Origin of the sequence: Mesorhizobium humile, from assembly GCF_033977215.1 — a bacterium.
GTDB lineage: Bacteria > Pseudomonadota > Alphaproteobacteria > Rhizobiales > Rhizobiaceae > Mesorhizobium > Mesorhizobium humile.
The window spans coordinates 131,041-155,451 of the sequence record NZ_JAVIIV010000011.1; the positions used below are offsets into that span (position 1 = coordinate 131,041).

Genomic DNA, 24,411 nt, shown 5'->3' on the forward strand with positions numbered 1-24,411 from the left:
CAGTTCATGCGCAAGAAGCTTCGCTTTCTTTCGTCCGCCGCGCTCGCGTTCTGTCTTACGGCTCCAGCATACGCTGCCGGCTCTGGCATGCCGTGGGAACAGCCGCTGCAGCAGATACTGGAATCGGTGCAGGGACCGGTGGCCAAGATTGTCGCGGTGATCATCATCATCACCACCGGTCTGACCCTCGCCTTCGGCGACACGGCAGGCGGTTTCCGGCGGCTAATCCAGATCGTCTTCGGCCTGTCGATCGCCTTCGCTGCGTCGAGCTTCTTCCTCTCCTTCTTCTCCTTCGGCGGCGGGGCAGTCGTCGGATGAGCACTGGAGAGCAACATATTGAGGGCTTCGAGGTGCCGGTCCACCGGGCATTGACGGAGCCGATCCTGCTGGGCGGTGCGCCACGAGCGGTGGCAATCCTCAACGGCACGGTCGCCGCGGCGATAGGCCTTGGCTTGCAGCAGTGGATTGCTGGACTGGTGCTCTGGCTTGCTGGTCACACGCTCGCGGTCTTCGCGGCCCGCCGCGATCCGGACTTCGCCGGTGTGCTTGTCCGCCACCTTCGTCTGAGGGGGTGGCTTGCATGCTGAACCTGTCGGAATATCGCGGCAAAGCCGACCGGCTCGCCGACCATCTGCCCTGGGCTGCATTGGTGGCGCCGGGCATCGTGCTGAATAAGGACGGCAGCTTTCAACGGACGTTGCGGTTCCGCGGTCCCGATCTCGAAAGCGCGACGGAAGCCGAACTCATCGGCATTTGCGCCCGGGCGAACAATGCCCTGAGAAGGCTCGGTTCAGGCTGGGCACTGTTCTTCGAGGCCGAGCGCGTCGAAGCGCTTGGCTATCCAGCCTCGCATTTCCCCGACGCGGCCTCATGGCTGGTCGACGAAGAACGCCGCGCCGCTTTTGAGGGCAAGGTCGCGCATTTCGAAAGCCGGTATCACCTGACCGTGGTGTTCATGCCGCCGCCGGACAGCCACGCTCGGGCGGAAAGCGCGCTCGTCGATTCCCATCGTTCGCAGAGCGAAAGGGATTGGCGCCAGGAGCTGGCGCGGTTTCGAGATGAGACCAACCGCGTTCTGGATCTCCTGTCGGGCTTCATGCCCGAAGTGCGCGTTCTCGACGATGCCGAGATGTTGACCTACCTGCACGGCACCATCTCCACCCGCCGCCATGGTGTCGCGGTGCCGGAAACGCCGATCTATCTCGACGGCATTCTGGTCGATGGGCCGCTCACCGGCGGATTGGAGCCTATGCTGGGCGACCAGCATCTGCGCACGCTCACCATCCTCGGCTTCCCGAACCTCACCCGGCCGGGAATCCTCGACGCGCTCAACCACCAAGATTTTGCCTATCGCTGGATGACGCGCTTCATTCCGCTCGACAAAACGGAAAGCACCAAAACGCTGATCCGGTTGCGGCGGCAATGGTTTGCAAAGCGCAAATCGATCGTCGCGATCTTGCGCGAGGTCGTCACCAACGAACCCGTCCCGCTCGTTGACAGCGATGCCGACAACAAGGCGCTCGATGCCGACGAAGCACTTCAGGCATTAGGCGGCGATCATGTCGGCTTCGGCTATCTGACTACGACCGTGACGGTATTGGACGAGGACCGGCAAGCTGCCGCGGAAAAACTTCGCGCGGTTGAGCGCATCATTAATGGACTCGGCTTCACCACGATCCGTGAAAGCGTCAACGCGGTCGAGGCCTGGCTCGGCTCATTGCCAGGCCATGTTTATGCGAATGTTCGCCAGCCGCTCGTTCACACGCTGAACCTGGCCCATCTGATGCCGCTGTCATCTGTTTGGGCCGGCCCGACGGCAAACGAGCATCTCACAAAGGTCACAGAAGCAGAGGCTCCGCCGCTTCTCTACGCCGAGACGAGCGGGTCGACACCGTTCCGGCTTTCCACCCATGTCGACGATGTCGGCCACATGCTGATCGTTGGTCCGACTGGAGCGGGCAAGTCGGTTCTGCTTGCCCTGATTGCGCTCCAGTTCCGACGCTACGCCGGCGCGCGGGTCTATGTCTTCGACAAGGGCAATTCGGCGCGCGCGACAACACTTGCAATGGGAGGAGAGCACCACGCGCTCGGTGCGGACGGCGCGCTTGCGTTCCAGCCGCTGCGCGAAATCGGCGACCAGGCTGCCCGCAGTTGGGCGGCCGAATGGATCGCCGGCCTCATTGCCCATGAGAACGTCACCGTCACGCCAGAGGTGAAAGAGGCGGTCTGGTCGGCGCTCACCAGTCTTGCCACCGCGCCGGTTGAGGAGCGCACGCTGACCGGCCTGTCGGTCCTGCTTCAGTCCAACGCCCTGAAGTCCGCTTTGATGCCCTACACGCTCGACGGTTCCTTCGGCCGGCTGCTTGATGCCGATCATGATCGGCTGGCCTTGTCCAATGTGCAGTGTTTCGAGACCGAGGAGCTGATGCACAGCCAAGGCGCTGTGTTGCCGGTGCTCACTTATCTTTTCCATCGTTTGGAAGAGCGGTTCGACGGACGGCCGACACTGCTCATGCTCGACGAAGCTTGGGTCTATCTCGACAATCCGCTCTTTGCCGCCCGCATCCGCGAATGGCTGAAGGTGCTGCGCAAGAAGAACGTGTCGGTCATCTTCGCCACGCAGTCGCTTGCCGATATCGCCAGCTCTGCGATCGCGCCGGCAATCATTGAGAGTTGCCCGCAGCGCATTTTTCTCCCCAACGATCGTGCCGTGGAACCGCAGGCTAAGGCAGCCTACGAACGCTTCGGTCTGAACGAGCGGCAGATCGAGCTGGTCGCTCGCGCCACACCGAAGCGGCAGTACTATCTGCAATCGCGCCGTGGGAACCGACTCTTCGAGCTCGGCCTCGGCCCGATCGCGCTTGCGCTTTGCGGTGCCTCCGATCCTGCCAGCCAGACCCTAATCGATAGCGTGCTGTCCGAGCACGGGCAGGACGGCTTTGCCTCCAACTTCCTCAATGCACGCGGCCTCGACTGGGCCGCCGAGCTTCTCCGGAAATTCCCTCAACCAGACAAGGAGCAATCGTCATGATGCGGCGCCGTTTTCTCTCCGGCCTGATCACTCTTTCCCTGATCGCCAAACCGTTGGCTGACTATGTCCGGCCAGCCTATGCACTCATCGTGTTCGATCCTTCGAACTATGCGCAGAACGTGCTGACAGCGGCGCGTTCGCTGGAGCAGATCAACAACCAGATCCAGTCGCTTCAGAACCAGGCGACCATGCTGCAGAACATGGCGCGCAACCTCCAGAGCCTGGATTTCTCTTCCGTTGGCCAACTTACCGGTTCGCTCCAACGGATCGACGGTTTGATGGACCAGGCGAGCGGCCTGAGCTTCGATCTCGACAAGCTTCAGGACCAGTGGCGACAGCAATATCCCGAAAGCTATGACGCCACGATCAAGGTCAGCGACGTGGCGAGCGCCGCGCGTGAACGCTGGCAGAGCGCCATGCAGGCGTTCCGCCAGACCATGGGCGTCCAGTCGCAGATCGTCGAGAATGTCCGCAGCGACGGCGATCTTCTTGCCGATCTCGTCAATCGCAGCCAAGGCGCGGCCGGTGCGCTTCAGGCTAGCCAGGCCACCAACCAACTGATTGCGCTGTCGACCAAGCAGCAAATGCAGATCCAGACGCTGCTTGCCACGCAGTTCCGAGCCGAGGCCGAGGATGCCGCGCGCAAGGCGCAGTCCGAGGAGGCCGCCCGTCAGACGACGAAGCGCTTCCTGGGCACCGGCACGGCCTATCCCGGCAACTGATCAACAGCTCTTCACAACGAGGAAGGCGGCATGAACGACCTAGGGGTCATCGATCGCTTCATGGAGACGTTCATCCGCTACATCGACAGCGGGTTCGGCCTGCTTTCAGGCGACGTCGCCTTCCTCACCACCACCCTGATCGGCATCGACATCACGCTTGCTGGCTTGGCCTGGGCGCTCGGCGACGAATCCAACATTGTCGGCCGGCTCATCCGCAAGGTGCTTTATGTCGGCGTCTTCGCCTTCATCCTGAACAATTTCAAGAACCTCGCCGATATCATCTATCGGTCTTTTGCCGGACTCGGCATCAACGCGTCCTCCGGCAATCTCTCCGCCGACAATCTCTTGCATCCTGGGCGCATCGCCGCGACCGGCTTCGAGGGGGCCTGGCCGCTGCTCGATCAAGCGAGCCAGCTTCTTGGCTTTCCGGAAATCTTCGGCAACGCGCTCACCATCTTCGTGCTGCTCGTGGCGTGGTTCCTGGTCATCATCGCCTTCTTCATTCTTTCGATCCAGCTCTTCATCACAATCCTGGAGTTCAAGCTCACCACCCTGGCTGGCTTCGTTCTTGTGCCCTTCGCGCTCTGGAACCGGTCAGCATTTCTGGCTGAGCGTGTGCTCGGCAATGTGATCTCGTCAGGCATCAAGGTGATGGTGCTCGCCGTTATCGTCGGCATCGGCTCGACGCTCTTTGGCGAATTCGCTTCCGCTCTGCAAGGCAAGGAGCCGGATCTGGCGGCCGCCATGTCGCAGGTGCTCGGCGCGCTGGCGCTGCTTGGTCTCGGCATATTCGGCCCGGGGATCGCTTCGGGCCTTGTCTCCGGCGCACCGCAGCTTGGCGCCGGCGCCGCACTCGGGACCACGGCGGCCGCTGCTGGATCAGCGCTCGTGGCCGGGGGAGCTGCCTTTGCCGGTGCGCGCATGGCAACAGGCGGCGGTCTCGCCGCGATCCGAGCCGGCACGACAATGGGTTCGGCAGCTTCCTCGGCATGGCAGTTGGGACGTGCAACCTCGGCTGAGACTGGCCTGTCCGGTGTGTCTGCCGGAATGCACGGTGTGGCGGGTGCCGTGGGCGGCGCCGCGATGCAGGCAGCACGATCTGCCGCGGGAGGGTTCGCGCGCAGCGCCGATGCCGGGCGCGAGGCCGCATGGACCGCGACCGGGGGCGCGCCGACTGCGTCAATGACAGGAAACCCATCCGGCACGGCCGCGGATGCTGCGCCCGGCTGGGCAAGGCGCCTGCGTTCCGAACAGACCGCCCGTGCCCACCGCCACGCCGCCATGCAGGCCGTCCGTGAAGGCGACAGGCCGGGCGGTAGCGCCAATCCCTCACTCAATGACAAGGACGACTAGATGCTCTTCAAGCGACCCATTCAACGTTACGGCAAGACGCCCGAGCCGGTGACGCCGTATCAGAAGGCCGCCCAGCTCTGGGATGAGCGCATCGGCTCATCACGAGTGCAGGCGCGCAACTGGCGGCTCATGGCTCTTGGTTGTCTGGGGTTAGTGACCGGACTTTCAGGCGGACTCGTGTGGCAGTCGATGCAGAGCCGTGTCGTGCCCTATGTCGTCGAGGTTGATCGCTTCGGTGAGGCGCGCGCCGTTGCGCCGGCAATCCGGGATTACGAGCCATCCGATGCCCAGATCGCCTGGCATCTCGGCCGCTTCATCCAAAATGTCCGTTCCGTCTCTACTGATCCGGTGCTGGTGCGGCAGAACTGGCTGGCAGCCTACGACTTTACCACTGACCGTGCGGCACTCTTCCTCAACGAGTACGCCAAGGCGAACGACCCCTTCGGTCAGATCGGCACGCGCAGCGTGTCGGTGCAGGTGACCAGCGTGGTCAGGGCCTCCGACAGCTCGTTCCAGATCAAATGGACCGAGCAAGTTTTTGAGCGCGGCAGCCTTGCGAGCACGACGCGATGGACCGGGATCCTCACCATCGTGATCCGCCCGCCAAGCAATACGGACCAGCTGCGCAACAACCCCCTCGGCGTCTTCATCAACGCCATCGACTGGTCACGCGAGCTCGACAGCGCCGCGCCGACCTCCGTTTCTCCGAAGGAGCCCGCCAATGACAAATAGAGCCCCATCGTTCCGTACAGCACTGGTCCTGTCCGCGTCAGCAGTCGTCCTCTGCGCCTGCGCGTCGAAGCCGGTGCCGCCGCCTGAGATTTCGTATGATGCTGCCGACTTCCAACCGGGGACAATCGAGAAGCCGCCGGAAAAGCCAGTCAAGATCGTCGAGGTTCCAAAGCCCCTGCCGCTGCCAGGTCAGTTACAGCCCGAGCCGGGCAAAATCGCCCAGGACAAGCGCAACCCTGAAGAACGCGTCGCCGATGCCAACAAGGCGGCGACGCAGCAGCCCACCAAGTACGGCTATGTCAATGCAGTGCAGGTCTATCCTTTCGCCGATGGCGCGCTTTATCAGCTTTATGCCGCGCCGGAGCGCGTCACCGATATCGCCCTGCAGCCAGGCGAGAAACTGACCTCCGTTTCTGCCGGCGACACGGTCCGCTGGGTGATCGGCGACACCGTCAGCGGCACCGGTGACAATCAGCGCACGCATGTGCTGGTAAAACCCTTCGCGCCGGGGCTTAGCACCAATCTGGTGATCACTACGGAACGACGGACCTACCACCTACAACTTCAAAGCACCGAGAAGACCGCGATGGCGGCGATCTCCTGGACCTACAGCGAAGATCAGATCGTCGCGCTGCGCCAGCGGAACGCTCAAGCCGAGGCTGTCACGCCGGTTGCGTCGAATGTGGCGCTCGAGAACATCCGCTTCCGTTATTCAATTAGTGGCGACACACCGCCCTGGAGGCCGACGCTAGCCTTCGACGACGGCAGCAAGGTTTACATCGAATTCCCTCGCCGCATCGATCAGGGCGAGGCACCGCCGCTTTTCATCGTCGGTGCCGACGGTAACAGCCAGCTCGTCAATTACCGCATGCGAGGCAACTACTACATCGTCGATCGTCTGTTCGCTTCGGCCGAACTGCGCCTCGGGACCAAGCAACAGCAGGTGGTGCGCATCACCAGAACCGACGGCCGGCAGCCGCCGCGGCGGATCTCGCTTTTTTCTCGTCTCGGCAGGTGAGGGGAGCGCCCATGACAGACACGTCCCATTCCACCGCTCCGCCGAAGCTTGATCCCGAGCAGCTGCAGTTGCGAGCATCGCCGCGACGCGCCGTCCGATTCAGGCGCGGCGTGATCATCGCTATCGCCGCGCTCGGATCGGGCGCCATATTCGGCGTTACCATGCTCGCGCTTCAAGGGCCGGCCTGGCGCATCAAGGGCCAGGCAGAGGACCGCTATAACACCGAGCGCAAGCCAACAGCCGAGGGGCTCGAAAACCTCCCCAAGGACTATTCCGCGATCAAGCCAAAGGTGCCTATGCTTGGACCACCACTGCCAGGCGATCTCGGCCGTCCCATCCTTGAGCGACAGCGCCAGCTCGGCATCGCGCCGGGGCAGGAAGTCTCTGCCGAAGAGCAACGCTTTGCCCAGCAGGCAATCGAGGCTCGCGAGTCGCAAGTCATGTTCCGGATCGACAATCGGCCGAAGCAGACAGATGTCGCGGGCGGCGGACAATCTGCCCAGCAGCCATTTGAGGCGCTTCCGCAAGCCGGTGCGACACGCGCGTCGGCTTCGGTTGTGTCAGCCGATGACGACCAGAACAACCAACAGCGCAAGCTCGATTTTATCAGTCAGCGGGACACAAACGGAATCTACAATCCGCATGCACTGCAGACGCCGGCTTCGCCCTATCAGTTGATGGCTGGCAGCGTGATCGCGGCAAGCCTCATCACCGGCATCAATTCCGACTTGCCCGGTTTGGTAGTTGCGCAGGTCACCGAGAATGTGCACGACACTGTCACCGGTAGCATCTTGCTGATCCCCCAAGGCTCACGCCTGATCGGCACCTATGACAGCGTCGTCGCCTTTGGGCAAAAACGCGCCCTGCTGGTCTGGCAGCGCATTCTGCTGCCAGACGGCTCCTCCATCGAAATCGACAATCTGCCCGCCACAGACACCGCCGGCTACGCAGGGCTTGAGGACAAGGTTGATTTCCACACCTGGCAGCTGATCAAGGGAGTTGCGCTGGCCACATTGCTGGGTGTCGGCACCGAGTTGAGTTTTGGTGAAAACGAAAGCGACCTGGTCAAGGCCATCCGGGAATCCACTCAACAAAACGTCAGTCAAGCCGGCCAGCGCATCACCGAAAAGAACCTAAACATTCAGCCGACAATCACGGTGCGCCCCGGCTGGCCGCTCCGCGTCATCGTGCACAAGGATCTCGTGCTTCGGCCCTATCCAAGCTCGCAGGAGTAGGTGATGTCAAAGCTGAAGCTGGGAAAGCTCCCTGACCGAACACCTTCGAAAATCACCATCACCATCAGCGCGGACCTGAGCCAAGCCCTTAAGGACTATGCGACACTATACCGTCAAACCTACGGCGAGTCCGAGGCAGTAGGTGAGCTCATTCCGTTCATGCTGGTCGAGTTCCTGGAGGGCGACCGAGCTTTCGCGAAGGCCAGAAGGGAAGGCTTCCCAGCCACAGAAAAGTCGCGACGCCTGCCGGGTTCCGGTTCCGAGTAGTCGAAGCCGAGATAGGTCAAACCGGCCATGCGGCGCTCCGCAGCATTTCCCAGTTCTCCACCGCCTCTGGCGGAACTGGAGCGGTTTCTCGCTGTCGCCGCCTATTTGGTCGTTCGTCATGGCGAATCCTACACCCCGACCTTCGAACGGCTAGAGCAAGAGCTTGAGGAGATGCGACGGCGGCTCGGAAACCAAGACCGGGCTCGCCGCGTGCTGGCGGAACTGATGCAGAAAGGCGCCGAATATGAGGACGCTAGGACACCTGATCGTCTTAAGCTCGACCTTGAAGTCAGGCGCCTCCTCTGATTCCCTGATCGTGGTTGGGATCGCCTGATTCGCCTGCTCGCTGACCTGGCTCCGTGTGGTGCGCTCGGCAGTGTAGCCGGCGCCTTTGTAGGGAGAAACCTCAATGGCAGCCAAGCCGGAAATCCTCGAGATGAGGCCTAAGATTACCGTCATTGGGGTCGGCGGCGCCGGCGGAAACGCCGTCAACAACATGATCGCCGAAGGCCTGCAAGGCGTCGAGTTCGTCGTCGCCAACACTGATGCCCAGGCGCTCACCATGTCAAAAGCGTCTCGATTGATCCAGTTGGGTGCGCATGTCACCCAAGGCCTCGGCGCCGGGTCTTTGCCTCATGTCGGAATTGCCGCCGCCGAGGAATCGCTCGACGAGATAATGGGCCAGCTGATGGGAACGCATATGTGTTTCATCACCGCCGGAATGGGCGGCGGCACGGGCACCGGTGCTGCGCCCGTGATTGCGCGTGCCGCGCGCGATGCCGGCATTTTGACAGTGGCCGTCGTCACCAAGCCTTTCGTCTTCGAAGGGAAGCGCAGGACACAGGCTGCTGAGGACGGGATCGAGCGCCTTCGTGAAAGCGCTGACACGGTGATCGTCATCCCGAACCAGAACCTGTTCAGGGTCGCCGACGCCAGGACCACGTTTGCCGACGCGTTTGCCATGGCCGACCGTGTTCTCTACGCGGGCGTCGGCTGCATCACTGATCTCGTGGTGAAAGATGGCCTGATCAACCTTGACTTTGCCGACGTGAAGTCGGTGATGCGTGACATGGGCCGCGCGATGATGGGAACCGGCGAGGCTTCCGGAGAGGGCCGGGCAAGGGGGGCAGCCGAGGCCGCAATCGCCAATCCGCTCCTTGATGAGGCCTCCATGACCGGCGCCAGGGGGCTGCTCGTATCGATCTGCGGTGGGATGGACATGACGCTGTTCGAGGTCGACGAGGCAGCGACACGGATACGGGAAGAAGTCGATGCGGACGCCAACATTATCGTCGGCGCCATCTTCGACCACGCATTAGCAGGGAAGTTCCGGGTGTCGGTCGTCGCAACGGGCCTGCGTAACGACACAAACGTCGTACAGCTTGAGCAAAGGATCGCCTGAGACGAAGCGATTTCCGCGACAGTGGAATGCCGCGAGCCTAAGCGCTCCCGTTGGGCGGTCCCGAGAGAACGGGCGCCGCTAGCCTTTTGGCGGCTTGAAAGCAATCTTTTGAAGCCACTCGTGCTTCTGCATCAGGGACGGTCCGGCGCCATACTTCGGCCGGATCCATTTGTGCCCCATCAGGGAAGCGGTCACCTTCTCCGGCGCCTCGACAGCCGTTAGCCGGTCCTCGAAAGTGTGTCTCAGACTATAGAGGCTATGCTCCGAGGTGGGCAGCAGCTTCTTTTTGCCAAGCACTTTGTTGACGAGCGCCGACAGCGAAGCCGCCTTATCGCGGTATCGCGGAAAGCCATTCGGATGCAGCTTCATCGCGTCAAGCGCGCAGCCGACCAGGGGGATATCGCGTGCGGAATGATCGGTCTTCAGACGGCGGCCATTGGGGCGCACCTGGACGTGCGGAATTTCCTGGTCGAGGTGGATGGTCTCTGCGGTGAGATTAGCCGCTTCGGAAAGCCTCAGTCCGGTATCGGCAATTAGATAGACAAGGTGGCGGGCCTCGTCATTCAGCCCGTCAAGCGCCCCTTCGGCGAGAATCTTTTCCTGCACGAACTGCTCGCTGAACGCTGCGCGCTGGGCTGCGACCGCCCCGGAAAGGCGAAGGTGGTGGAAAACTGGCTCCAGTTTGAGCTGGTGCGTGAGGTCGACAACACGCAGCATCTTGGAGATGTGGCCGATGTCCTTATTGGCCGTGCCGATGTCGAGGCCCCCTCCAACGACGCGCTTCTGCCACCATTCACGGAAGGCAACCGCATCCTCTCGCGTCATGCGAGCGATCTCCTTATCGCCGATGACGCCGATCAAGTTTGCGATCGCCCGCTTCTTGGGGTTCCGCCACTTCTTTATCTGGTTTGGAGACATCGCCAGCAGGTTCTGTTGCTCGATCGCCTCGAACTCCTTGAGGAGCCCGCTCAGGCGCAGTGCCGGCCGCCGCGCGCCGCCCATGACCGCCGCGACGTCCGCTGCGTTGTCGATGGCATTTCTATCGAGAAGCAGCTTCATGCGGGCTATGAGTTCGTCCAGCGGCCCCGCCGCCAGCTCCTCATTGGTTCGATAAGCCAGCCCGAACGATCGTGCGCGCTTCCTCGCTGCCTCGAAACGCAGAGCTGCCTCTGCGGACTGGCCGTCACCCAGTTTGCGCCAATAAGTCTCGAGCTCCGCGCCGAGACTTCGCACCGCATCGCGAGCCCTTACACCACGCGGATCGTCAGCAACTGCCACCCCGGTTGAAATGCGCACCAAGCCGCGGCGGTCGAACGACGCAAATTCCTTAGGCACCCGGCGCACGAGATACCAGATACCATCCCGCTTATGCGGGCGTGGCGCTGTAGATCGCCGCATTAGCTCACTCTAATGTTACACAGTTTGTTACACAGAATGAGATATGTTTCGATATCTGGCGGTCAAGGGCCGCAAGGAAGTTTTTGAAAACTAATGGTTTTTATGGAAGATAGCTGGCGGAGAGAGCGGGATTCGAACCCGCGTTACGGTTTCCCGTAAACACACTTTCCAGGCGTGCGCCTTCAACCACTCGGCCACCTCTCCGTCCTTGCATCTCGCGTCGGCCGGTTTCGCCGCACGGGTTGGGGAGATGTTCCCGCGGGAAGCCCTGGACGGACATCTGGAGTGCCTTCAACCGGCAGGCAACCCTTCCCTGCGCCGCTAGCCGTCTAGGCAAACGGGCGCGGGGCTCATCTAGTCGATCCGAAAGCGAATGCCAAGCCATAATGGCACGGCCAAGGTTTTTGTCGCGAATGGCAGAGGCCCGCATCCAGGAATGCCTGCGCGTCTCTCGATGCGACCAGAGTCCGAGGGCGTTCGCGCATAAGGGTGCCGGTCGTACAATTTCTCCTCTACCGATCGGCAGCAGATGTTGCTGAAATCGAGAAGGCTGCCGCCATGGGGAAGCTTGTCGGAGGCCGGTGGGGGCATTGAGCCGGATCAAATCCTTTGCAGCCATCCCCTTGCTATGTTGCGCCGGTCCCGGGACAAGGTTGAATGCGCATCGCGATCCTGTCTGACATCCATGCCAACCGCGAGGCGTTCGACGCAGTCCTGGAGGCCGTCCGCAAGCGGGCACCGGACCAGTTGGTTCTGCTCGGCGATCTGGTCGGGTACGGGCCAGATCCAGCCTATGTGATCGAGACGGCCGCCGGTCTGGTGGAAAATGGTGCCTCCTGCATCATGGGCAACCATGACGAAGCGGTGGGACTGGTCCGGACCGACATGACCGAGAATGCGCGATTCGCCATCGAGTGGACCCGCAAGCACCTCGCGGCCGCGCATCTCGATTTTCTCGCGCGGCTGCCGCTTTCGCTCCGATCGGAGGACCGGCTGTTCGTTCACGCCAGCGCGGAGAGGCCGGAGAAATGGTTGTACATACGCGACAGGGAGGCGGCGGAACGCTGTCTGTCCTCCAGCGATGCCCGTTTCATCTTCTGTGGCCACACCCACGTCCCGGCCATCTACTACGCCTTGCCCGCCAGCCGGCCGGTCCATTTTTCGCCGCTGGGCAACGTGGCGGCGCCGCTGTCGGAACTGCGGCGGCATCTGATCGTCGTGGGAGCCGTCGGCCAACCGCGCGATGGCAACCCCGCCGCCTGCTTTGCGCTGCTCGACACCGATCGGCATGAGGTGACAATGGTTCGCGTTCCTTATGACCATGAAGAAACCGCCCGCAAGATCGGCGCGGCCGGCCTGCCCGCTTGGCTCGGCATGCGCCTGAAAATCGGCCGCTAAGTCCCCGGAGAGGATCGATGGAGAGGTTCGAAGCAGGGACAAACATCGACGGTTTCGAACTCGTCGAGAAGCTTCAGTCCGGCGGCATGGCGGCGCTCTGGCGCGCCAGAAATCCGAAGTTCGATTTTCCGCTCCTCTTGAAGATTCCCTTTCTCGACCCGGGAGGGGACGTCTCGGCCATTCTTGGATTCGAGGCCGAGGAACTGATCCTAAAACGCCTCTCGGGTCCGCATGTGCCGCGCTTTGCGGCCTCCGGAGGCCTGGCCAACGTGCCGTACATTGCAATGGAGTTCGTCGCCGGGGCCGGTCTGGCGGACGTGGTCGGCCGGGCGCCGCTGCCGCCGGACGAAGCGGCGAGGATCGGCGTCGAAATCGCAACGGCGCTCGCCGCCTTGCATCGCCAGAAGGTCGTTCATCTCGATCTCAAGCCCGAGAACATCATTCTTGCGGAACGCGGCGCCGTGCTTCTGGACTTCGGCCTCGCGCGCCACGCAGAGCTTCCGGACCTTCTCGGCGAGGAGAGTTCCGTGCCGATGGGCACCGCGGCCTATATTTCGCCCGAACAGGTATTGGGCGAGAGATCGGATCCGGCGAGCGACCTGTTTGCGCTGGGCTGCATCCTCTATCAACTCGTCACCGGCGATGAGCCGTTCGGGCGCCCCGCCACCCTCGCTGGAATGAAGCGCAGGCTATTCCATGCGCCCAAGCCGCCGCGAGACGTCGACAAGGCCATTCCACGGTGGCTGGAAACCATCATCCTACGATGCATGGAAGTGGACAGATCCAGGCGATATGGCGATGCAGCACACGTTCTGTCGGATCTCAGGAACCCCGATCAGGTCGTGGTCGCCAGGCCACGCGCGCCATCGAGCGCACGGCCTTGGGACGCGATCAGGAATCTGCTGGGCAGGCCCGATGAGAAAGCGCTGGTGGGAAAGCCTGCCAGCTCGAGAGTGCAGGCCGGACCGCCGATCGTGCTGGCCGCGGTCGACCTCGCCAACGGAAACGATGCCCTGGCAGGCGAGGTTCTCAACGAAACGGCACGTGTCCTTGCGGCGCGGGCGGATTCCTGGCTGGCTTGCGTGACGGTGTTGAAGACCGAGATCATCGCCGACACGCCGAGTGTCGATCAATCGGGACGTCTTGTCTATCTGCAGCGACTGGTCGCGCTGAAAGACTGGGCGCGTCCGCTGCATCTGCCGGAGGATCGCATAAGCTATCACGTGCTCGAAGCAGTCAGCCCTGCCGATGCTATCCTCAGCTACGCCGAGCGCAACGACGTCGGACATATCGTCGTCGGTGCCCGATCGTCGTCGGCAATTCGCCGGCACCTTGGCAGCGTCTCGACCAAGGTCGTGGCGCGAGCCCTTTGCTCGGTGTCGGTCGTCCGGTTGAAGGCGGTCGAGGAGCAAAGCCGGGGATCGTCTTGATGTCGGTGCTCGGCCAGGTTGGCTGCGCTTGACTTCGGCGCTCGCTGTCTATCGACTGCCCTGGAGCGCTTCGGCTTCACTGAACCGCTCTCAAGTGCTGGTTTACGCAATACCGCCTGGGAGCGGCTTGCTCCTGAAATTGCAATGGGCTTTGCGAGGGGCATCGTCCCGACATGGCATCGATCGACCAGCAACCCGCGGGGCGGCCGGACAGCGGGCTTTCCTTCATCCCGGTAGGCTGGCTCGTCATCGTCATGGGTCTTTCGGCCTACGGGCTGATCGCAAACTGGCGGTTGATCGGCGACTTCAGCCTGCCGGACAATTTGTTGTTCCTGATCTATGGCGGCCTTGTCGGTGGCGTGATCACCATCCTGTGGGGCTTGTACCTGCTTGGTCTCGCCTTCAACCGCTCGGCTCGCTTCCCGCGCCATTACACCATCTGGCAGATTGCCATCATCGTCTGGCTCGTGCTGCGCCAGGCCTATGTGTTTTACAGCTTCGCCTTCTCGGCCGAGGCGTTGGGCTTTGCCGTCGCCGAGATCGCCATCGGCCTGCTCTGCATCTATCTCTTGCGCAACGGAGCCGGCGCCGACACGATCTACGCCAATCCGGAGACCGAGCGGCCGCCTGTCTTCGTCTCGATCCTTGCCGCGCTGCTCGGCATCATCCTCGGCGGCGCGATCGGCGCCTGCGGCGGGTTCTTCGCCGGTTCGCTGATCGCGGACCTGACGCATATGAGCTGCTTCGAGGGCGCCTGCGGATTTTTCGCGGCTTTTGTCGGCCTGGGAGGGCTGATCGTCGGCGCGATCGCCGGCGGTATTTTCGCCGTCTGGCGGGTGAACCGGCGCAGACCGGCGCCGGCTCGCTAGAGCGTTTCACCGTTTCACGGAAACGGCGAACCTCTCTATCCCTTTGTTTTTACGCAATTCCGGACGGAAAACCGCTCACACTTTTCCTGGAATTGCTCTAATTTCACGGGCCGCGATTGCGCGGGAACCACGCACGCTCTATGTCGATTGCGGGGTAGACGGGAGCCTTCCCGGGGAGAGCGTCGATGTTGCGTTTCATCTTTCGGCTGGCAGCCATGGTTGCGCTGTCGATCGCCGTCATCATGGCGGTGATCGACACCACACGCTCGGTCGCCGCCTCCTCGCTGGTGATGACGCCGCTCAACGCAAGCTGGCTTGCCGTGTCGCCCGACACACGCGCGGCTTTCGAGACTTTCGTGCGCGCCAAGGCGAGCCCGCTGGTCTGGGACGGCGCCGTCGCCTGGGTGCTCGCGCAGCCCGGTTTTGCGGTGTTCGCGGTGCTTGCCTTCCTGCTCTACGTCATCGGCTACCGCCGCAAGCGTCGCGGCGCGGAATTCGCTCCAAGCCCCTGAAGGCGCTTGCGTTGACGCAATTCCAGACGGGAAGGCTACGGCGAAACCGCCGAGCCCAACTGCCGGTAACCGCTTTTTCCAACAGGTCAAAATTCCACGTGAATTTTGTTTCGGGCCGTGCCAGATTGACCGCGAGCGGGAGGGAAACACTTCCTGCCTGGCGCTGCAAGCCCGCCGGAGAACCGGGCGGGCAGGCGGTGCAAAACGGAAAAAATAACCGACAGGGTGTGGATCACATGAAACGTATCGTTCTCGGCCTACTGGCCGCAACCGCAATGGTTCTTCCGGCTTTCGCCGCGGATGTGCAGCCGGCCATCCTCTACGATCTGGGCGGCAAGTTCGACAAATCCTTCAACGAGGCTGCCTATCACGGCGCCGAGAAGTTCAAGACCGAAACCGGCGTGGCTTACGTCGAATTCGAGGTCTCCAACGCCTCGCAGCGCGAGCAGGCGCTGCGCCGCTTCGCCGAGGACGGCCGCAACCCGATCGTCATGGCGGGCTTTGCCTGGGAGGACGCGCTGAAAGCGGTCGCGAAAGATTATCCGGACCTGAATTTCGCCATCATCGACGATGCCGTCGACCTGCCCAATGTCCGCTCGCTGGTGTTCAAGGAGAACGAAGGCTCCTACCTCGTCGGCATCCTGGCGGCGATGGCGTCGAAGTCGAAGAAGGTCGGCTTCGTCGGCGGCATGGATATCCCGCTGATCCGCAAGTTCGAATGCGGCTATGTCGGCGGCGCCAAGTCGGCGGGTGCGACCGATGTCATCCAGAACATGACCGGCGACACGCCGGCCGCCTGGAACGACCCGGCCAAGGGCGGCGAGATCGCCAAGACGCAGATCGACCAGGGCGCCGACGTGGTTTACGCCGCGGCCGGCGGCACCGGCGTCGGCGTGCTGCAGGCGGCGGCGGATGCCGGCAAGCTCGGCGTCGGCGTCGATTCCAACCAGAATGGCCTGCAGCCAGGCAAGGTGCTGACCTCGATGATGAAGCGCGTCGACGTTGCCGTCTACAACGCCTTCATGGACGGCAAGAACGGCACCTTCAAGGGCGGCCTCCAAAATCTCGGCCTCAAGGAAGGCGGCGTCGACTACGCCATGGATGACAACAACAAGGCGCTGGTGACCGATGAGATGAAGGCCGCCGTCGAAAAGGCCAAGGCCGACATCATTTCCGGCAAGGTGCAGGTGCACGACTACACCACCGACAACGCCTGTCCGTACTGATCGGCAGTTGAACGAAGATTCGAACCGCCGGGCCAACGCCCGGCGGTTTCGTTTTGGAGACGTATGATGCGACCGGCAATCGAAGCCATGGCCGAAGGCGACATCGAACCGATAGCGCGGCTTCGTCTCAAGGCTTTCTTTGAGGGCACGGATCGGACACTCGACGAGGACATGGCCGGGCTGCGCAGGCTGATCGCCGGCGACGGCTTCGAGGCGGCGTTCGTCGCGCGGAACCAAGACCAACCCATCGGCAGCTGCCTGCTCGTGCGCGACGAAATCAGTTCGCCGCACGATCTGACGCCATGGCTCGCCGGGCTGATCGTCGAGGAAGCCTGTCGCGGCGGCGGCGTCGGCACGGCGCTGGTCAAAACCGTCGAGGCCCATGCCGCGTCGGCCGGTGTCGGCATGCTCTATCTCTATACCTGGCAGGCGCGGGCCTTCTACGAAGCGCTCGGATGGAGGGCGGTAGAGACATTTGAGCAGGACGGCGAGCCGATGCTTCTGATGTCGAGGTCTCTACTTTGACGCAATTCCGGACGGAGGGCTGCGGCGAAGGCGCCGAGCCTAACCGCCCGCACTTTTGCTCGAATTGCTTTTATAGCGTTCCGGCGAGATAACCGAGCGCAAAGGCGGCCACCAGGGCAAGCGCGATGACGAAGCCCAGCCTGCCGCCAAGCGAATGCAGGCCGAGGCCGTAGGGCTTGCGCTCGAGCCGGCGGATCATCGGCTGCGGTGCTGGCCTCTCGGCGGCGGCGACGCCGGCAAGCCGCGTCTGCATCTGCGGCAATTCGGCAAGGCGTTGCGTGACCAACTCCCAGCGATTGTCGCGTCCTTCGGGTTCCGCGGGATCGAAGGCGCGCAGGCGTTCGGCCAACCGCAGCACCGTGTCGCGAAAGGCGGGATCGATCTCAAGGTCGCGTTCGGCGCGGGCGCGCTCCCTGTCGTTCATCAGCCCAAAGACATAGTCGCCGGCCCTGGCGACACGGTCGCTTTCACTGGACATGGCCGTCTTCCCCATGGCTCCTCACCCCCATGGCTTCTCACCCCCACGGCTTCTCACCCCCACGGCTTCTCACCAATGCGGCGGCTTGGTCACCGGCACATCGGAGGCGGTCTGCTCCTCCAGCTCCAGGAATCGGTCTGTCAGGGCGGCGAGCTTGCGCTCCATGCGCTCGATCACCTTCCACTGCTCGGCGATCTGGCCGGACAGTTCCTCGATGATCTTTTCCTGCTCGGCGGCGCGGATTTCCAGCGTCGTCAGCCGATCGTCAGGTTTGGCCATGCAAAACCGACCCTTGTGAATGTGAACTTCCACCTAAGCAGATATACGTGGGATGCCCCACGAATATCTGCCTATGCTCTGTTGGTTTTCACAGGTTCCAATCGCAAAACCGTGGGACACTTTTGCGGAACCTGCTCAGGTTCGAAATTGACAAGGGCGCGGGGATTTGTCGAGAGTGAACGGCCGATTGGCATAAGCGGGGCATCATGCTAGGCATTTTGACCAAGCGATAAAAAAATTACAGTGGGGACTGGCTGCATGGCGCAAGCCGCAATCGAGCTCATAGGCATCAACAAGAGCTTTGGCGCCGTGCGCGCCAACCGCGACATCAACCTGGAAGTCGCGCGCGGCACCATCCACGGCATTGTCGGCGAGAACGGCGCCGGCAAGTCGACGCTGATGTCGATCCTCTACGGCTTCTACCAGGCCGACAGCGGCGAGATCCGCGTCGACGGCAAGCCGGTTTCGATCCATACCTCCAACGACGCCATCGCGCTCGGCATCGGCATGGTGCACCAGCACTTCATGCTGGTCGACAATTTCACGGTGCTGGAAAATGTCATCCTCGGCGCCGAAAACGATGCGCTGCTGAAGAGCAGCATCGCCAAGGCTCGCTCGGAGCTCGACCGGCTGGAGCGCGAATATGGCCTCGAGGTCGAACCCGACGCCGTCATCGAAGAACTGGCGGTCGGCCTGCAGCAGCGCGTCGAAATCCTCAAGGCGCTCTATCGCGGCGCCGAGATCCTGATCCTCGACGAGCCGACGGGCGTGTTGACGCCGGCCGAGGCGGACCACCTGTTCCGCATCCTCAAGCAATTGAAGGACCAGGGAAAAACGATCGTTCTCATCACGCACAAGCTGCGCGAGATCATGGCGATCACCGACACGGTTTCGGTGATGCGCCAGGGCACGATGGTGGCGACCCGGGTGACAAAGGAAACCACCGTCGGCGAACTGGCCGAGCTGATGGTCGGCAGGCGGGTATTGCTCAGGGTCGAGAAGGGCGAGTCCGAAGCCGGCGCCGTAAAACTCTCGGTCAAGAACCTGACCGTCAAGGATTCGCGCGGCGTCACCATGGTCGACAATGTCTCCTTCGACGTGCGCGGCGGCGAGATCGTCGGCATCGCCGGCGTTGCCGGCAACGGCCAGTCGGAGTTGCTCGAGGCGATCTCGGGCATCAGGCATGCGGTTTCCGGCGAGGTGATGCTCGACGGCAAGCCGATCGATCTCACCGGCAAGGCCGATCCCGGCGAATTGCGCGACCGCGGCCTCGCCCATGTGCCCGAGGACCGCCATCATGTCGGGCTCGTGCTCGCCTTCGAGGAGAACGAGAACTCGATCCTCGGCTATCACGACGACGAGCGTTACCTGAAAGGGCCGTTCCTCGACATCGAGGCCATCATGGCCGATGCGAAGGACAAGATCGAAAAATACGACATCCGCCCCGGCAATCCGCGGCTGAAGACGGCCAATTTCTCCGGCGGGAACCAGCAGAAGATCGTGCTGGCCAGGGAGATGGAACAGGATCCCGGCGTGCTGATCGTCGGCCAGCCGACGCGCGGCGTCGACGTCGGCGCCATCGAATTCATCCACAAGCGGCTGATCGCCATGCGCGACCAGGGCAAGGCCGTGCTGGTGGTCTCGGTCGAGCTCGACGAGATACGCTCGCTCTCCGACCGCATCCTGGTGATGTTCGCCGGCCGTGTCGTCGGCGAGCGCGGCCCAGATGCGACCGAAGGCGAGCTTGGCCTATTGATGGCCGGCGTCGAGCACCAGGAGGCCGCCGAATGAGCACGCCTTACGCCAAGCTGCCGGCCTGGGCCGATTATGGGTTGATCCCGCTGATCAACCTGTCGGTCGCCTTCATCGTCGCCGGCTTCGTCGTCATGCTGGTCGGCGAAAACCCGTTCCGCGCCGCCGTCATCCTGGTCGAGGGCGCTTTCGGCAAGGGCACGGGTATTGCCTTCACCCTGTTCTATGCCACGACCTTCATCTTCACCGGCCTTTCGGTGGCGGTGGCGGCGCATTGCAGCCTGTTCAACATCGGCACCGAGGGCCAGGCCTATATAGGCGGCCTCGGCATCGCGCTGGTTTGCCTGAGCCTCGACAGCGTGATGCCCTGGTGGGTGATCTTTCCGATCGCGATCGTGGCCGCGGCGACGTTCGGCGCGCTTTGGGGGCTGATCCCGGCCTATCTGCAGGCCAAGCGCGGCTCGCACATCGTCATCACCACCATCATGTTCAACTTCATCGCCGCTTCGGTGATGGTCTATCTCCTGGTCGGTCCGCTGAAACCGGCCGGCTCGCAGGCGCCGCAGACGCGCAATTTTCTCGCCGGCGCCGAACTGCCGAAGCTCAACTGGATCATCGAATTGTTCGGCGCCAAGATCCGCTCGGCGCCGCTCAACATCTGCTTCCTGCTGGCGCTGGTGATGGCGTTCCTGGTCTGGCTTCTGATCTGGCGCACCCGGCTCGGCTATGAAATGCGCACCTATGGTCACAGCCCGAAGGCGGCGCGCTACGCCGGCATTTCGGAAACCCGCATCATCATCACCGCGATGATGATCTCGGGCGCGTTGGCCGGCATGATGGCGCTCAACCCGGTGATGGGCGACCAGCACAATGTCGCGATCGATTTCGTGTCCGGGGCCGGCTATGTCGGCATCGCGGTGGCGCTGATGGGCCGGCTGCATCCGGTCGGCATCGTGCTGGCGGCGATCCTGTTCGGCATGCTCTACCAGGGCGGCGCCGAGCTCGCCTTCGAGATGCCGGCGATCAGCCGCGACATGATCGTCATCATCCAGGGCCTGGTCATCCTGTTCGCCGGCGCGCTGGAGCACATGTTCAGGCCCTATATCCAGGCGCTGTTCGCCTCGGTCAGTCCGAAATCGGTCGGCATGCAGGCAGTCAACGGGAAGGGGGCCTGAGATGGACATGTTCAACGCCATCGTCCAGGTGCTGGATTCGACCATCCGCCTTTCGGTGCCGCTGCTGCTCGCCTGCCTGGCGGGGCTTTATTCGGAGCGGGCCGGCATCTTCGACATCGGGCTGGAAGGCAAGATGCTGGTCGGCGCCTTTGCCGGAGCTTCGGCCGCCGCCGTCTTCCATTCGGCGCTGATCGGCCTCGGCACAGCCGTCCTGATCTCGGTCGCCTTCGCCCTGGTGCATGGCTTTGCCTCAATCACGCATCGCGGCAACCAGATCGTCTCCGGCGTGGCGATCAATTTCATCGCCGCCGGATCGACCATCATCCTCGGCCAGGCCTGGTTCCAGCAGGGCGGGCGCACGCCGGCGCTGCAGCCGGGCGAACGGTTCGAGGCGATCACCTGGCCCGGCGCCGACGCGATCAAGGATGTGCCGATCATCGGCCCGATCTATGCCGAGCTGATCTCGGGCCACTCGATCCTGGTCTATTTCGCCTTCGCCATGGTGCCGTTCACCTGGTGGGTGCTGTTTCGTACCCGCTTCGGGCTGAGGATGCGCGCCGTCGGCGAAAACCCGGCCGCCGTCGATACCGCCGGCATCTCGGTCGCCTGGCTGCGCTACCGCGCGCTGATCTGCACCGGCATCCTCACCGGCGTGGCCGGCGCGTATCTTTCCATGGTGCAGAATGGCGGCTTCGTGAAGGACATGACGGCGGGCAAGGGCTATATCGCGCTGGCCGCGCTCATCTTCGCCAAGTGGAAGCCGGTCAACGCCATGTTCGCCTGCCTTTTGTTCGGCTTTCTCGATGCCGCAGCCATCCGCCTGCAGGGCTCGCCGCTGCCGATAATCGGCAAGGTGCCGGTGCAGTTCATGCAGGCGCTGCCCTATGTGCTGACCGTCATCCTGCTCGCCGGCTTCATCGGCAAGGCGATCCCGCCGCGTGCCGGCGGCGTGCCCTATGTGAAGGAACGCTGAGGGCTGGATTTTCGTCCGGGGGCGACCGGCATTTGAACAAGATCGTGGGAGAGAAGAACCGGATGTCGCATGATCTGTTCGAGGCGGCGAAGACGGCGATGGCCAAGGCCTATGCGCCCTATTCGAAGTTCCCGGTGGGTGCCGCCTTGCGTACCGAGGACGGGCGCGTCTTCACCGGCGCCAATGTCGAGGTGGCGTCCTATCCGGAAGGCTGGTGCGCCGAGACGACGGCACTCGGCCACTACATCATGGGCGGCGGCGGCAGGATTGTGGAGATCGCGGTGATCGCCGAACGCATGGCCAAATGCTCGCCCTGCGGTGGCTGCCGGCAGCGGCTGGCGGAATTCTGCCGGCCGGACACGAAGCTCTATCTGTGCGACGATACCGGCGTGGCCGAGACGGTGACCATGGGTGACATGCTGCCTTACGGCTTCAGGGGCGATAACCTCAAATGAAGGAAGCGCTGGATCATCTGGTCGAGAAGCTGGACGGACTGGCGCCGACCGCGGCCCTCGTGCTGGGCTCGGGCCTTGGCGGGCTGGTCGACCAGGTCAAGGATGCCAGGCGCATCTCCTATGCCGAGCTGCCGGGCTTCCCGCGCAGCGGCGTTTCCGGCCATGCCGGCGAGGTGGTTGCTGGGCATTTCGCGGGCACGCCGGTGCTGATGCTGTCCGGCCGCGCGCATTATTACGAGCATGGCAACGCCGCCGCGATGCGGCCGGCGCTGGAGGTGCTTGCCGGCATCGGCATCTCGCATTTGATCCTCACCAATGCCGCCGGCTCGGTCGAACCTGAAATGGGACCGGGCTCGGTGATGCTGATCACCGACCACATCAATTTCTCGGGCTCGAACCCGCTGATCGGCGAGCCGAGCGACCGCCGCTTCGTCGGTCTCACCGAGGCCTATGACGCGGGCCTGCGCGGCGCGATCGAAAAGGCGGCCAAGTCGACCGGCACGGCGCTGCATCAGGGCGTCTATATGTGGTTTTCCGGACCATGCTTCGAAACGCCGGCCGAAATCCGCATGGCGCGCGTCATGGGCGCCAACGCGGTCGGCATGTCGACCGTGCCAGAGGTCATCCTCGCCCGCTTCCTCGGGCTCAAGGTCGCCGCCTGCTCGGTCATCACCAACCTGGCTGCGGGCATGACCGGAGCGGAGCTCTCGCACCAGGAAACCAAGGATATGGCGCCGGTCGGCGGCGCGCGGCTGGCGACGATCCTGCGGCGCGTCTTCCAGGACGGCCTGCCCGACTGATGCTGCCGCAGGAGATCATCCGCCGCAAACGCGACGGCCACAAACTCTCGGCCGACGAGATCGCGGCCTTCGTCGCGGGGCTGACGACCGGCAGCATCTCCGAGGGCCAGGCCGGCGCCTTCGCGATGGCCGTGTTCCTCAACGGCATGAGCCGCGAGGAAACGGTGGCGCTGACGCTCGCCATGCGCGATTCCGGCGACGTGCTCGACTGGTCCGACCTGCCGGGCCCGGTCACCGACAAGCATTCGACGGGTGGCGTCGGCGACAATGTCTCGCTGATGCTGGCGCCGATCGTCGCCGCCTGCGGCGCCTGTGTGCCGATGATCTCGGGCCGCGGCCTCGGCCACACCGGCGGCACGCTGGACAAGATGGATGCCATCCCCGGCTATGCCAGCCAGCCGGACGTGGCGCTTTTCCGCAAGACAGTGCTGGAAACAGGCTGCGCCATCATCGGCCAGACCGCCGATTTGGCACCTGCCGACCGCAGGCTCTACGCGATCCGCGACGTGACGGGCACGGTCGAATCGGTCCCGCTGATCACCGCCTCGATCCTGTCGAAGAAGCTTGCCGCGGGGCTCGGCTCGCTGGTGCTCGACGTCAAGGTCGGCAACGGCGCCTTCATGGAGAAGTCGCGCGATGCCGTGGCGCTCGCGAACAGCCTGGTCGAGGTCGCCAACGGCGCCGGCTTGAATGCCTCGGCTCTGGTGACCGGCATGAACGAACCGCTTGCCTCGGCGGCCGGCAATGCGGTCGAAGTCAAGAATGCCGTCGATTTCCTCACCGGCCGCTATCGCGACCGCCGGCTGGAGGATGTCACGCTGGCGCTGGCGGCCGAAATGCTGCAGTCGGCGGGGCTCGTCTCGTCCAACCAGGACGGCATCAGGCGCGCCACCGAGGCGCTTGCCGGAGGTCGCGCCGCAGCCGTCTTCGCACGGATGGTGGCCGTGCTTGGCGGTCCCGGCGATTTCATCGAGAACCCTGAAAAATATTTGCCGGCGGCGCCGGTCGAACTGGCCGTGAAAGCGGATCAGGACGGGTTCGTGAGCAGCATCGCCACGCGCGATATCGGGCTTGCCGTCGTCACGCTCGGTGGCGGGCGTTTGCATCCTGACGACAAGATCGATCATGCCGTCGGTCTGACCAGGCTGCTGCCGGTCGGCGCAGAGGTTCGCCCGGGCGAGGCACTGGCGCTGGTGCATGCCCGCACCGACGCGGAGGCCGAAGCGGCAGCGGCCGCCGTGCGTGCCGCCTATACGATCGGCGGTTCCAAGCCGCCCGCCGAGAAGACCGTGCTCAGGCGGATATTGCCGCGATAGAGCAGTTCATCGTTTCGCGGAAACGATGAACCGCTCTATCTTTTTGTTCTTGACGCAATTCCGGA

26 protein-coding genes and 1 tRNA gene are annotated in these 24,411 nt (G+C 63.2%); 22 read left to right on the forward strand and 5 right to left on the reverse strand.

The annotated features are described in order from the left end of the window. Positions 1-6 precede the first annotated feature (6 nt). From RFM52_RS18005 to RFM52_RS18045, 9 genes are read left to right on the forward strand one after another with little or no spacing between them, the layout of a single operon-like run. Entirely contained in the window at positions 7-318 is a 312-nt protein-coding gene (locus tag RFM52_RS18005) for a TrbC/VirB2 family type IV secretion system protein (protein ID WP_320223734.1), read from the forward strand. Beyond that, positions 315-587 carry a VirB3 family type IV secretion system protein gene (locus RFM52_RS18010; protein ID WP_320293025.1) on the forward strand — a complete coding sequence of 91 codons (273 nt, stop codon included), beginning with the start codon at positions 315-317 and terminating at the stop codon, positions 585-587. Before RFM52_RS18005 ends, RFM52_RS18010 begins: the two co-directional genes overlap by 4 nt. Beyond that, positions 581-3,031 (forward strand): conjugal transfer protein TrbE, encoded by a 2,451-nt coding sequence (gene trbE / locus RFM52_RS18015; protein WP_320293026.1) that lies wholly within the window; start codon positions 581-583, stop codon positions 3,029-3,031. The genes RFM52_RS18010 and trbE overlap by 7 nt, the downstream gene beginning before the upstream one ends. Next, a complete protein-coding gene (gene trbJ / locus RFM52_RS18020; RefSeq protein WP_320228080.1) occupies positions 3,028-3,753 on the forward strand; it encodes a P-type conjugative transfer protein TrbJ in 726 nt (241 codons plus the stop codon). The genes trbE and trbJ overlap by 4 nt, the downstream gene beginning before the upstream one ends. 30 nt (positions 3,754-3,783) lie before the next feature. Beyond that, positions 3,784-5,106 carry a P-type conjugative transfer protein TrbL gene (gene trbL / locus RFM52_RS18025; RefSeq protein ID WP_320293027.1) on the forward strand — a complete coding sequence of 441 codons (1,323 nt, stop codon included), beginning with the start codon at positions 3,784-3,786 and terminating at the stop codon, positions 5,104-5,106. Next, complete coding sequence (gene trbF / locus RFM52_RS18030; RefSeq protein WP_320228082.1) at positions 5,107-5,838, forward strand: conjugal transfer protein TrbF; 732 nt, start codon at positions 5,107-5,109, stop codon at positions 5,836-5,838. Beyond that, the gene (gene trbG / locus RFM52_RS18035) at positions 5,828-6,856 is read left to right on the forward strand and encodes a P-type conjugative transfer protein TrbG (protein ID WP_320293028.1); all 1,029 of its coding nucleotides are present in this window, start codon (positions 5,828-5,830) and stop codon (positions 6,854-6,856) included. Before trbF ends, trbG begins: the two co-directional genes overlap by 11 nt. A gap of 11 nt (positions 6,857-6,867) precedes the next feature. Continuing rightward, positions 6,868-8,091, forward strand: coding sequence for a TraB/TrbI/VirB10 family type IV secretion system protein (locus tag RFM52_RS18040; protein WP_320293029.1), 1,224 nt, complete (start codon positions 6,868-6,870; stop codon positions 8,089-8,091). Between the two features lie 3 nt (positions 8,092-8,094). Continuing rightward, entirely contained in the window at positions 8,095-8,358 is a 264-nt protein-coding gene (locus RFM52_RS18045) for a DUF2274 domain-containing protein (RefSeq protein WP_320228085.1), read from the forward strand. Between the two features lie 150 nt (positions 8,359-8,508). Here RFM52_RS18045 and RFM52_RS18050 read toward each other — a convergent pair whose 3' ends face one another. Then, positions 8,509-8,778 carry a hypothetical protein gene (locus tag RFM52_RS18050; protein WP_320223725.1) on the reverse strand — a complete coding sequence of 90 codons (270 nt, stop codon included), beginning with the start codon at positions 8,776-8,778 and terminating at the stop codon, positions 8,509-8,511. On the opposite strand from RFM52_RS18050, the gene ftsZ reads away from it, so the two are divergent. Beyond that, positions 8,768-9,760, forward strand: coding sequence for a cell division protein FtsZ (gene ftsZ, locus RFM52_RS18055; RefSeq protein WP_320293030.1), 993 nt, complete (start codon positions 8,768-8,770; stop codon positions 9,758-9,760). The genes RFM52_RS18050 and ftsZ overlap by 11 nt on opposite strands. 78 nt (positions 9,761-9,838) lie before the next feature. On the opposite strand, the gene RFM52_RS18060 is transcribed toward ftsZ, so the two are convergent. Beyond that, positions 9,839-11,158 (reverse strand): integrase, encoded by a 1,320-nt coding sequence (locus RFM52_RS18060; protein WP_320293031.1) that lies wholly within the window; start codon positions 11,156-11,158, stop codon positions 9,839-9,841. Positions 11,159-11,272: 114 nt separating this feature from the next. Continuing rightward, positions 11,273-11,362, reverse strand: a tRNA-Ser gene (locus tag RFM52_RS18065). A 453-nt stretch (positions 11,363-11,815) separates the two neighbouring features. Here RFM52_RS18065 and RFM52_RS18070 point away from each other — a divergent pair. The 6 genes from RFM52_RS18070 to RFM52_RS18095 all read left to right on the forward strand — a co-directional run bounded on the left by RFM52_RS18070 (position 11,816) and on the right by RFM52_RS18095 (position 17,118). Next, positions 11,816-12,556, forward strand: coding sequence for a metallophosphoesterase family protein (locus RFM52_RS18070; protein WP_320293032.1), 741 nt, complete (start codon positions 11,816-11,818; stop codon positions 12,554-12,556). Between the two features lie 17 nt (positions 12,557-12,573). Further along, on the forward strand, positions 12,574-13,986 hold the full coding sequence (locus tag RFM52_RS18075) for a bifunctional serine/threonine-protein kinase/universal stress protein (protein ID WP_320293033.1): 1,413 nt from the start codon (positions 12,574-12,576) through the stop codon (positions 13,984-13,986). A gap of 173 nt (positions 13,987-14,159) precedes the next feature. Then, entirely contained in the window at positions 14,160-14,855 is a 696-nt protein-coding gene (locus tag RFM52_RS18080) for a DUF2569 family protein (RefSeq protein ID WP_320293034.1), read from the forward strand. Between the two features lie 185 nt (positions 14,856-15,040). After that, the gene (locus RFM52_RS18085; RefSeq protein WP_320293035.1) at positions 15,041-15,367 is read left to right on the forward strand and encodes a hypothetical protein; all 327 of its coding nucleotides are present in this window, start codon (positions 15,041-15,043) and stop codon (positions 15,365-15,367) included. Positions 15,368-15,603: 236 nt separating this feature from the next. After that, positions 15,604-16,593: a BMP family lipoprotein gene (locus tag RFM52_RS18090; RefSeq protein WP_320293036.1), complete on the forward strand. Its 990-nt coding sequence runs from the start codon at positions 15,604-15,606 to the stop codon at positions 16,591-16,593. A 66-nt stretch (positions 16,594-16,659) separates the two neighbouring features. Beyond that, a complete protein-coding gene (locus RFM52_RS18095) occupies positions 16,660-17,118 on the forward strand; it encodes a GNAT family N-acetyltransferase (protein WP_320327867.1) in 459 nt (152 codons plus the stop codon). Positions 17,119-17,188: 70 nt separating this feature from the next. On the opposite strand, the gene RFM52_RS18100 is transcribed toward RFM52_RS18095, so the two are convergent. Beyond that, a complete protein-coding gene (locus RFM52_RS18100) occupies positions 17,189-17,596 on the reverse strand; it encodes a hypothetical protein (RefSeq protein WP_320293038.1) in 408 nt (135 codons plus the stop codon). Between the two features lie 69 nt (positions 17,597-17,665). After that, entirely contained in the window at positions 17,666-17,875 is a 210-nt protein-coding gene (locus tag RFM52_RS18105; RefSeq protein ID WP_320293039.1) for a SlyX family protein, read from the reverse strand. A gap of 258 nt (positions 17,876-18,133) precedes the next feature. Here RFM52_RS18105 and RFM52_RS18110 point away from each other — a divergent pair, with 258 nt between their 5' ends. The 6 genes from RFM52_RS18110 (at position 18,134) to deoA (ending at position 24,346) form a co-directional block, all read left to right on the forward strand. Further along, positions 18,134-19,666, forward strand: a complete 1,533-nt coding sequence (locus RFM52_RS18110) for an ABC transporter ATP-binding protein (RefSeq protein ID WP_320293040.1) — start codon at positions 18,134-18,136, stop codon at positions 19,664-19,666. Continuing rightward, positions 19,663-20,802, forward strand: a complete 1,140-nt coding sequence (locus RFM52_RS18115; RefSeq protein WP_320293041.1) for an ABC transporter permease — start codon at positions 19,663-19,665, stop codon at positions 20,800-20,802. The genes RFM52_RS18110 and RFM52_RS18115 overlap by 4 nt, the downstream gene beginning before the upstream one ends. Position 20,803: 1 nt before the next feature. After that, positions 20,804-21,775, forward strand: a complete 972-nt coding sequence (locus RFM52_RS18120; RefSeq protein WP_320293042.1) for an ABC transporter permease — start codon at positions 20,804-20,806, stop codon at positions 21,773-21,775. Between the two features lie 62 nt (positions 21,776-21,837). Then, a complete protein-coding gene (gene cdd, locus RFM52_RS18125) occupies positions 21,838-22,230 on the forward strand; it encodes a cytidine deaminase (RefSeq protein WP_320293754.1) in 393 nt (130 codons plus the stop codon). Beyond that, entirely contained in the window at positions 22,227-23,030 is an 804-nt protein-coding gene (locus RFM52_RS18130) for a purine-nucleoside phosphorylase (RefSeq protein WP_320293043.1), read from the forward strand. The genes cdd and RFM52_RS18130 overlap by 4 nt, the downstream gene beginning before the upstream one ends. Then, a complete protein-coding gene (gene deoA / locus RFM52_RS18135) occupies positions 23,030-24,346 on the forward strand; it encodes a thymidine phosphorylase (RefSeq protein ID WP_320293044.1) in 1,317 nt (438 codons plus the stop codon). Before RFM52_RS18130 ends, deoA begins: the two co-directional genes overlap by 1 nt. Positions 24,347-24,411 lie beyond the last annotated feature (65 nt).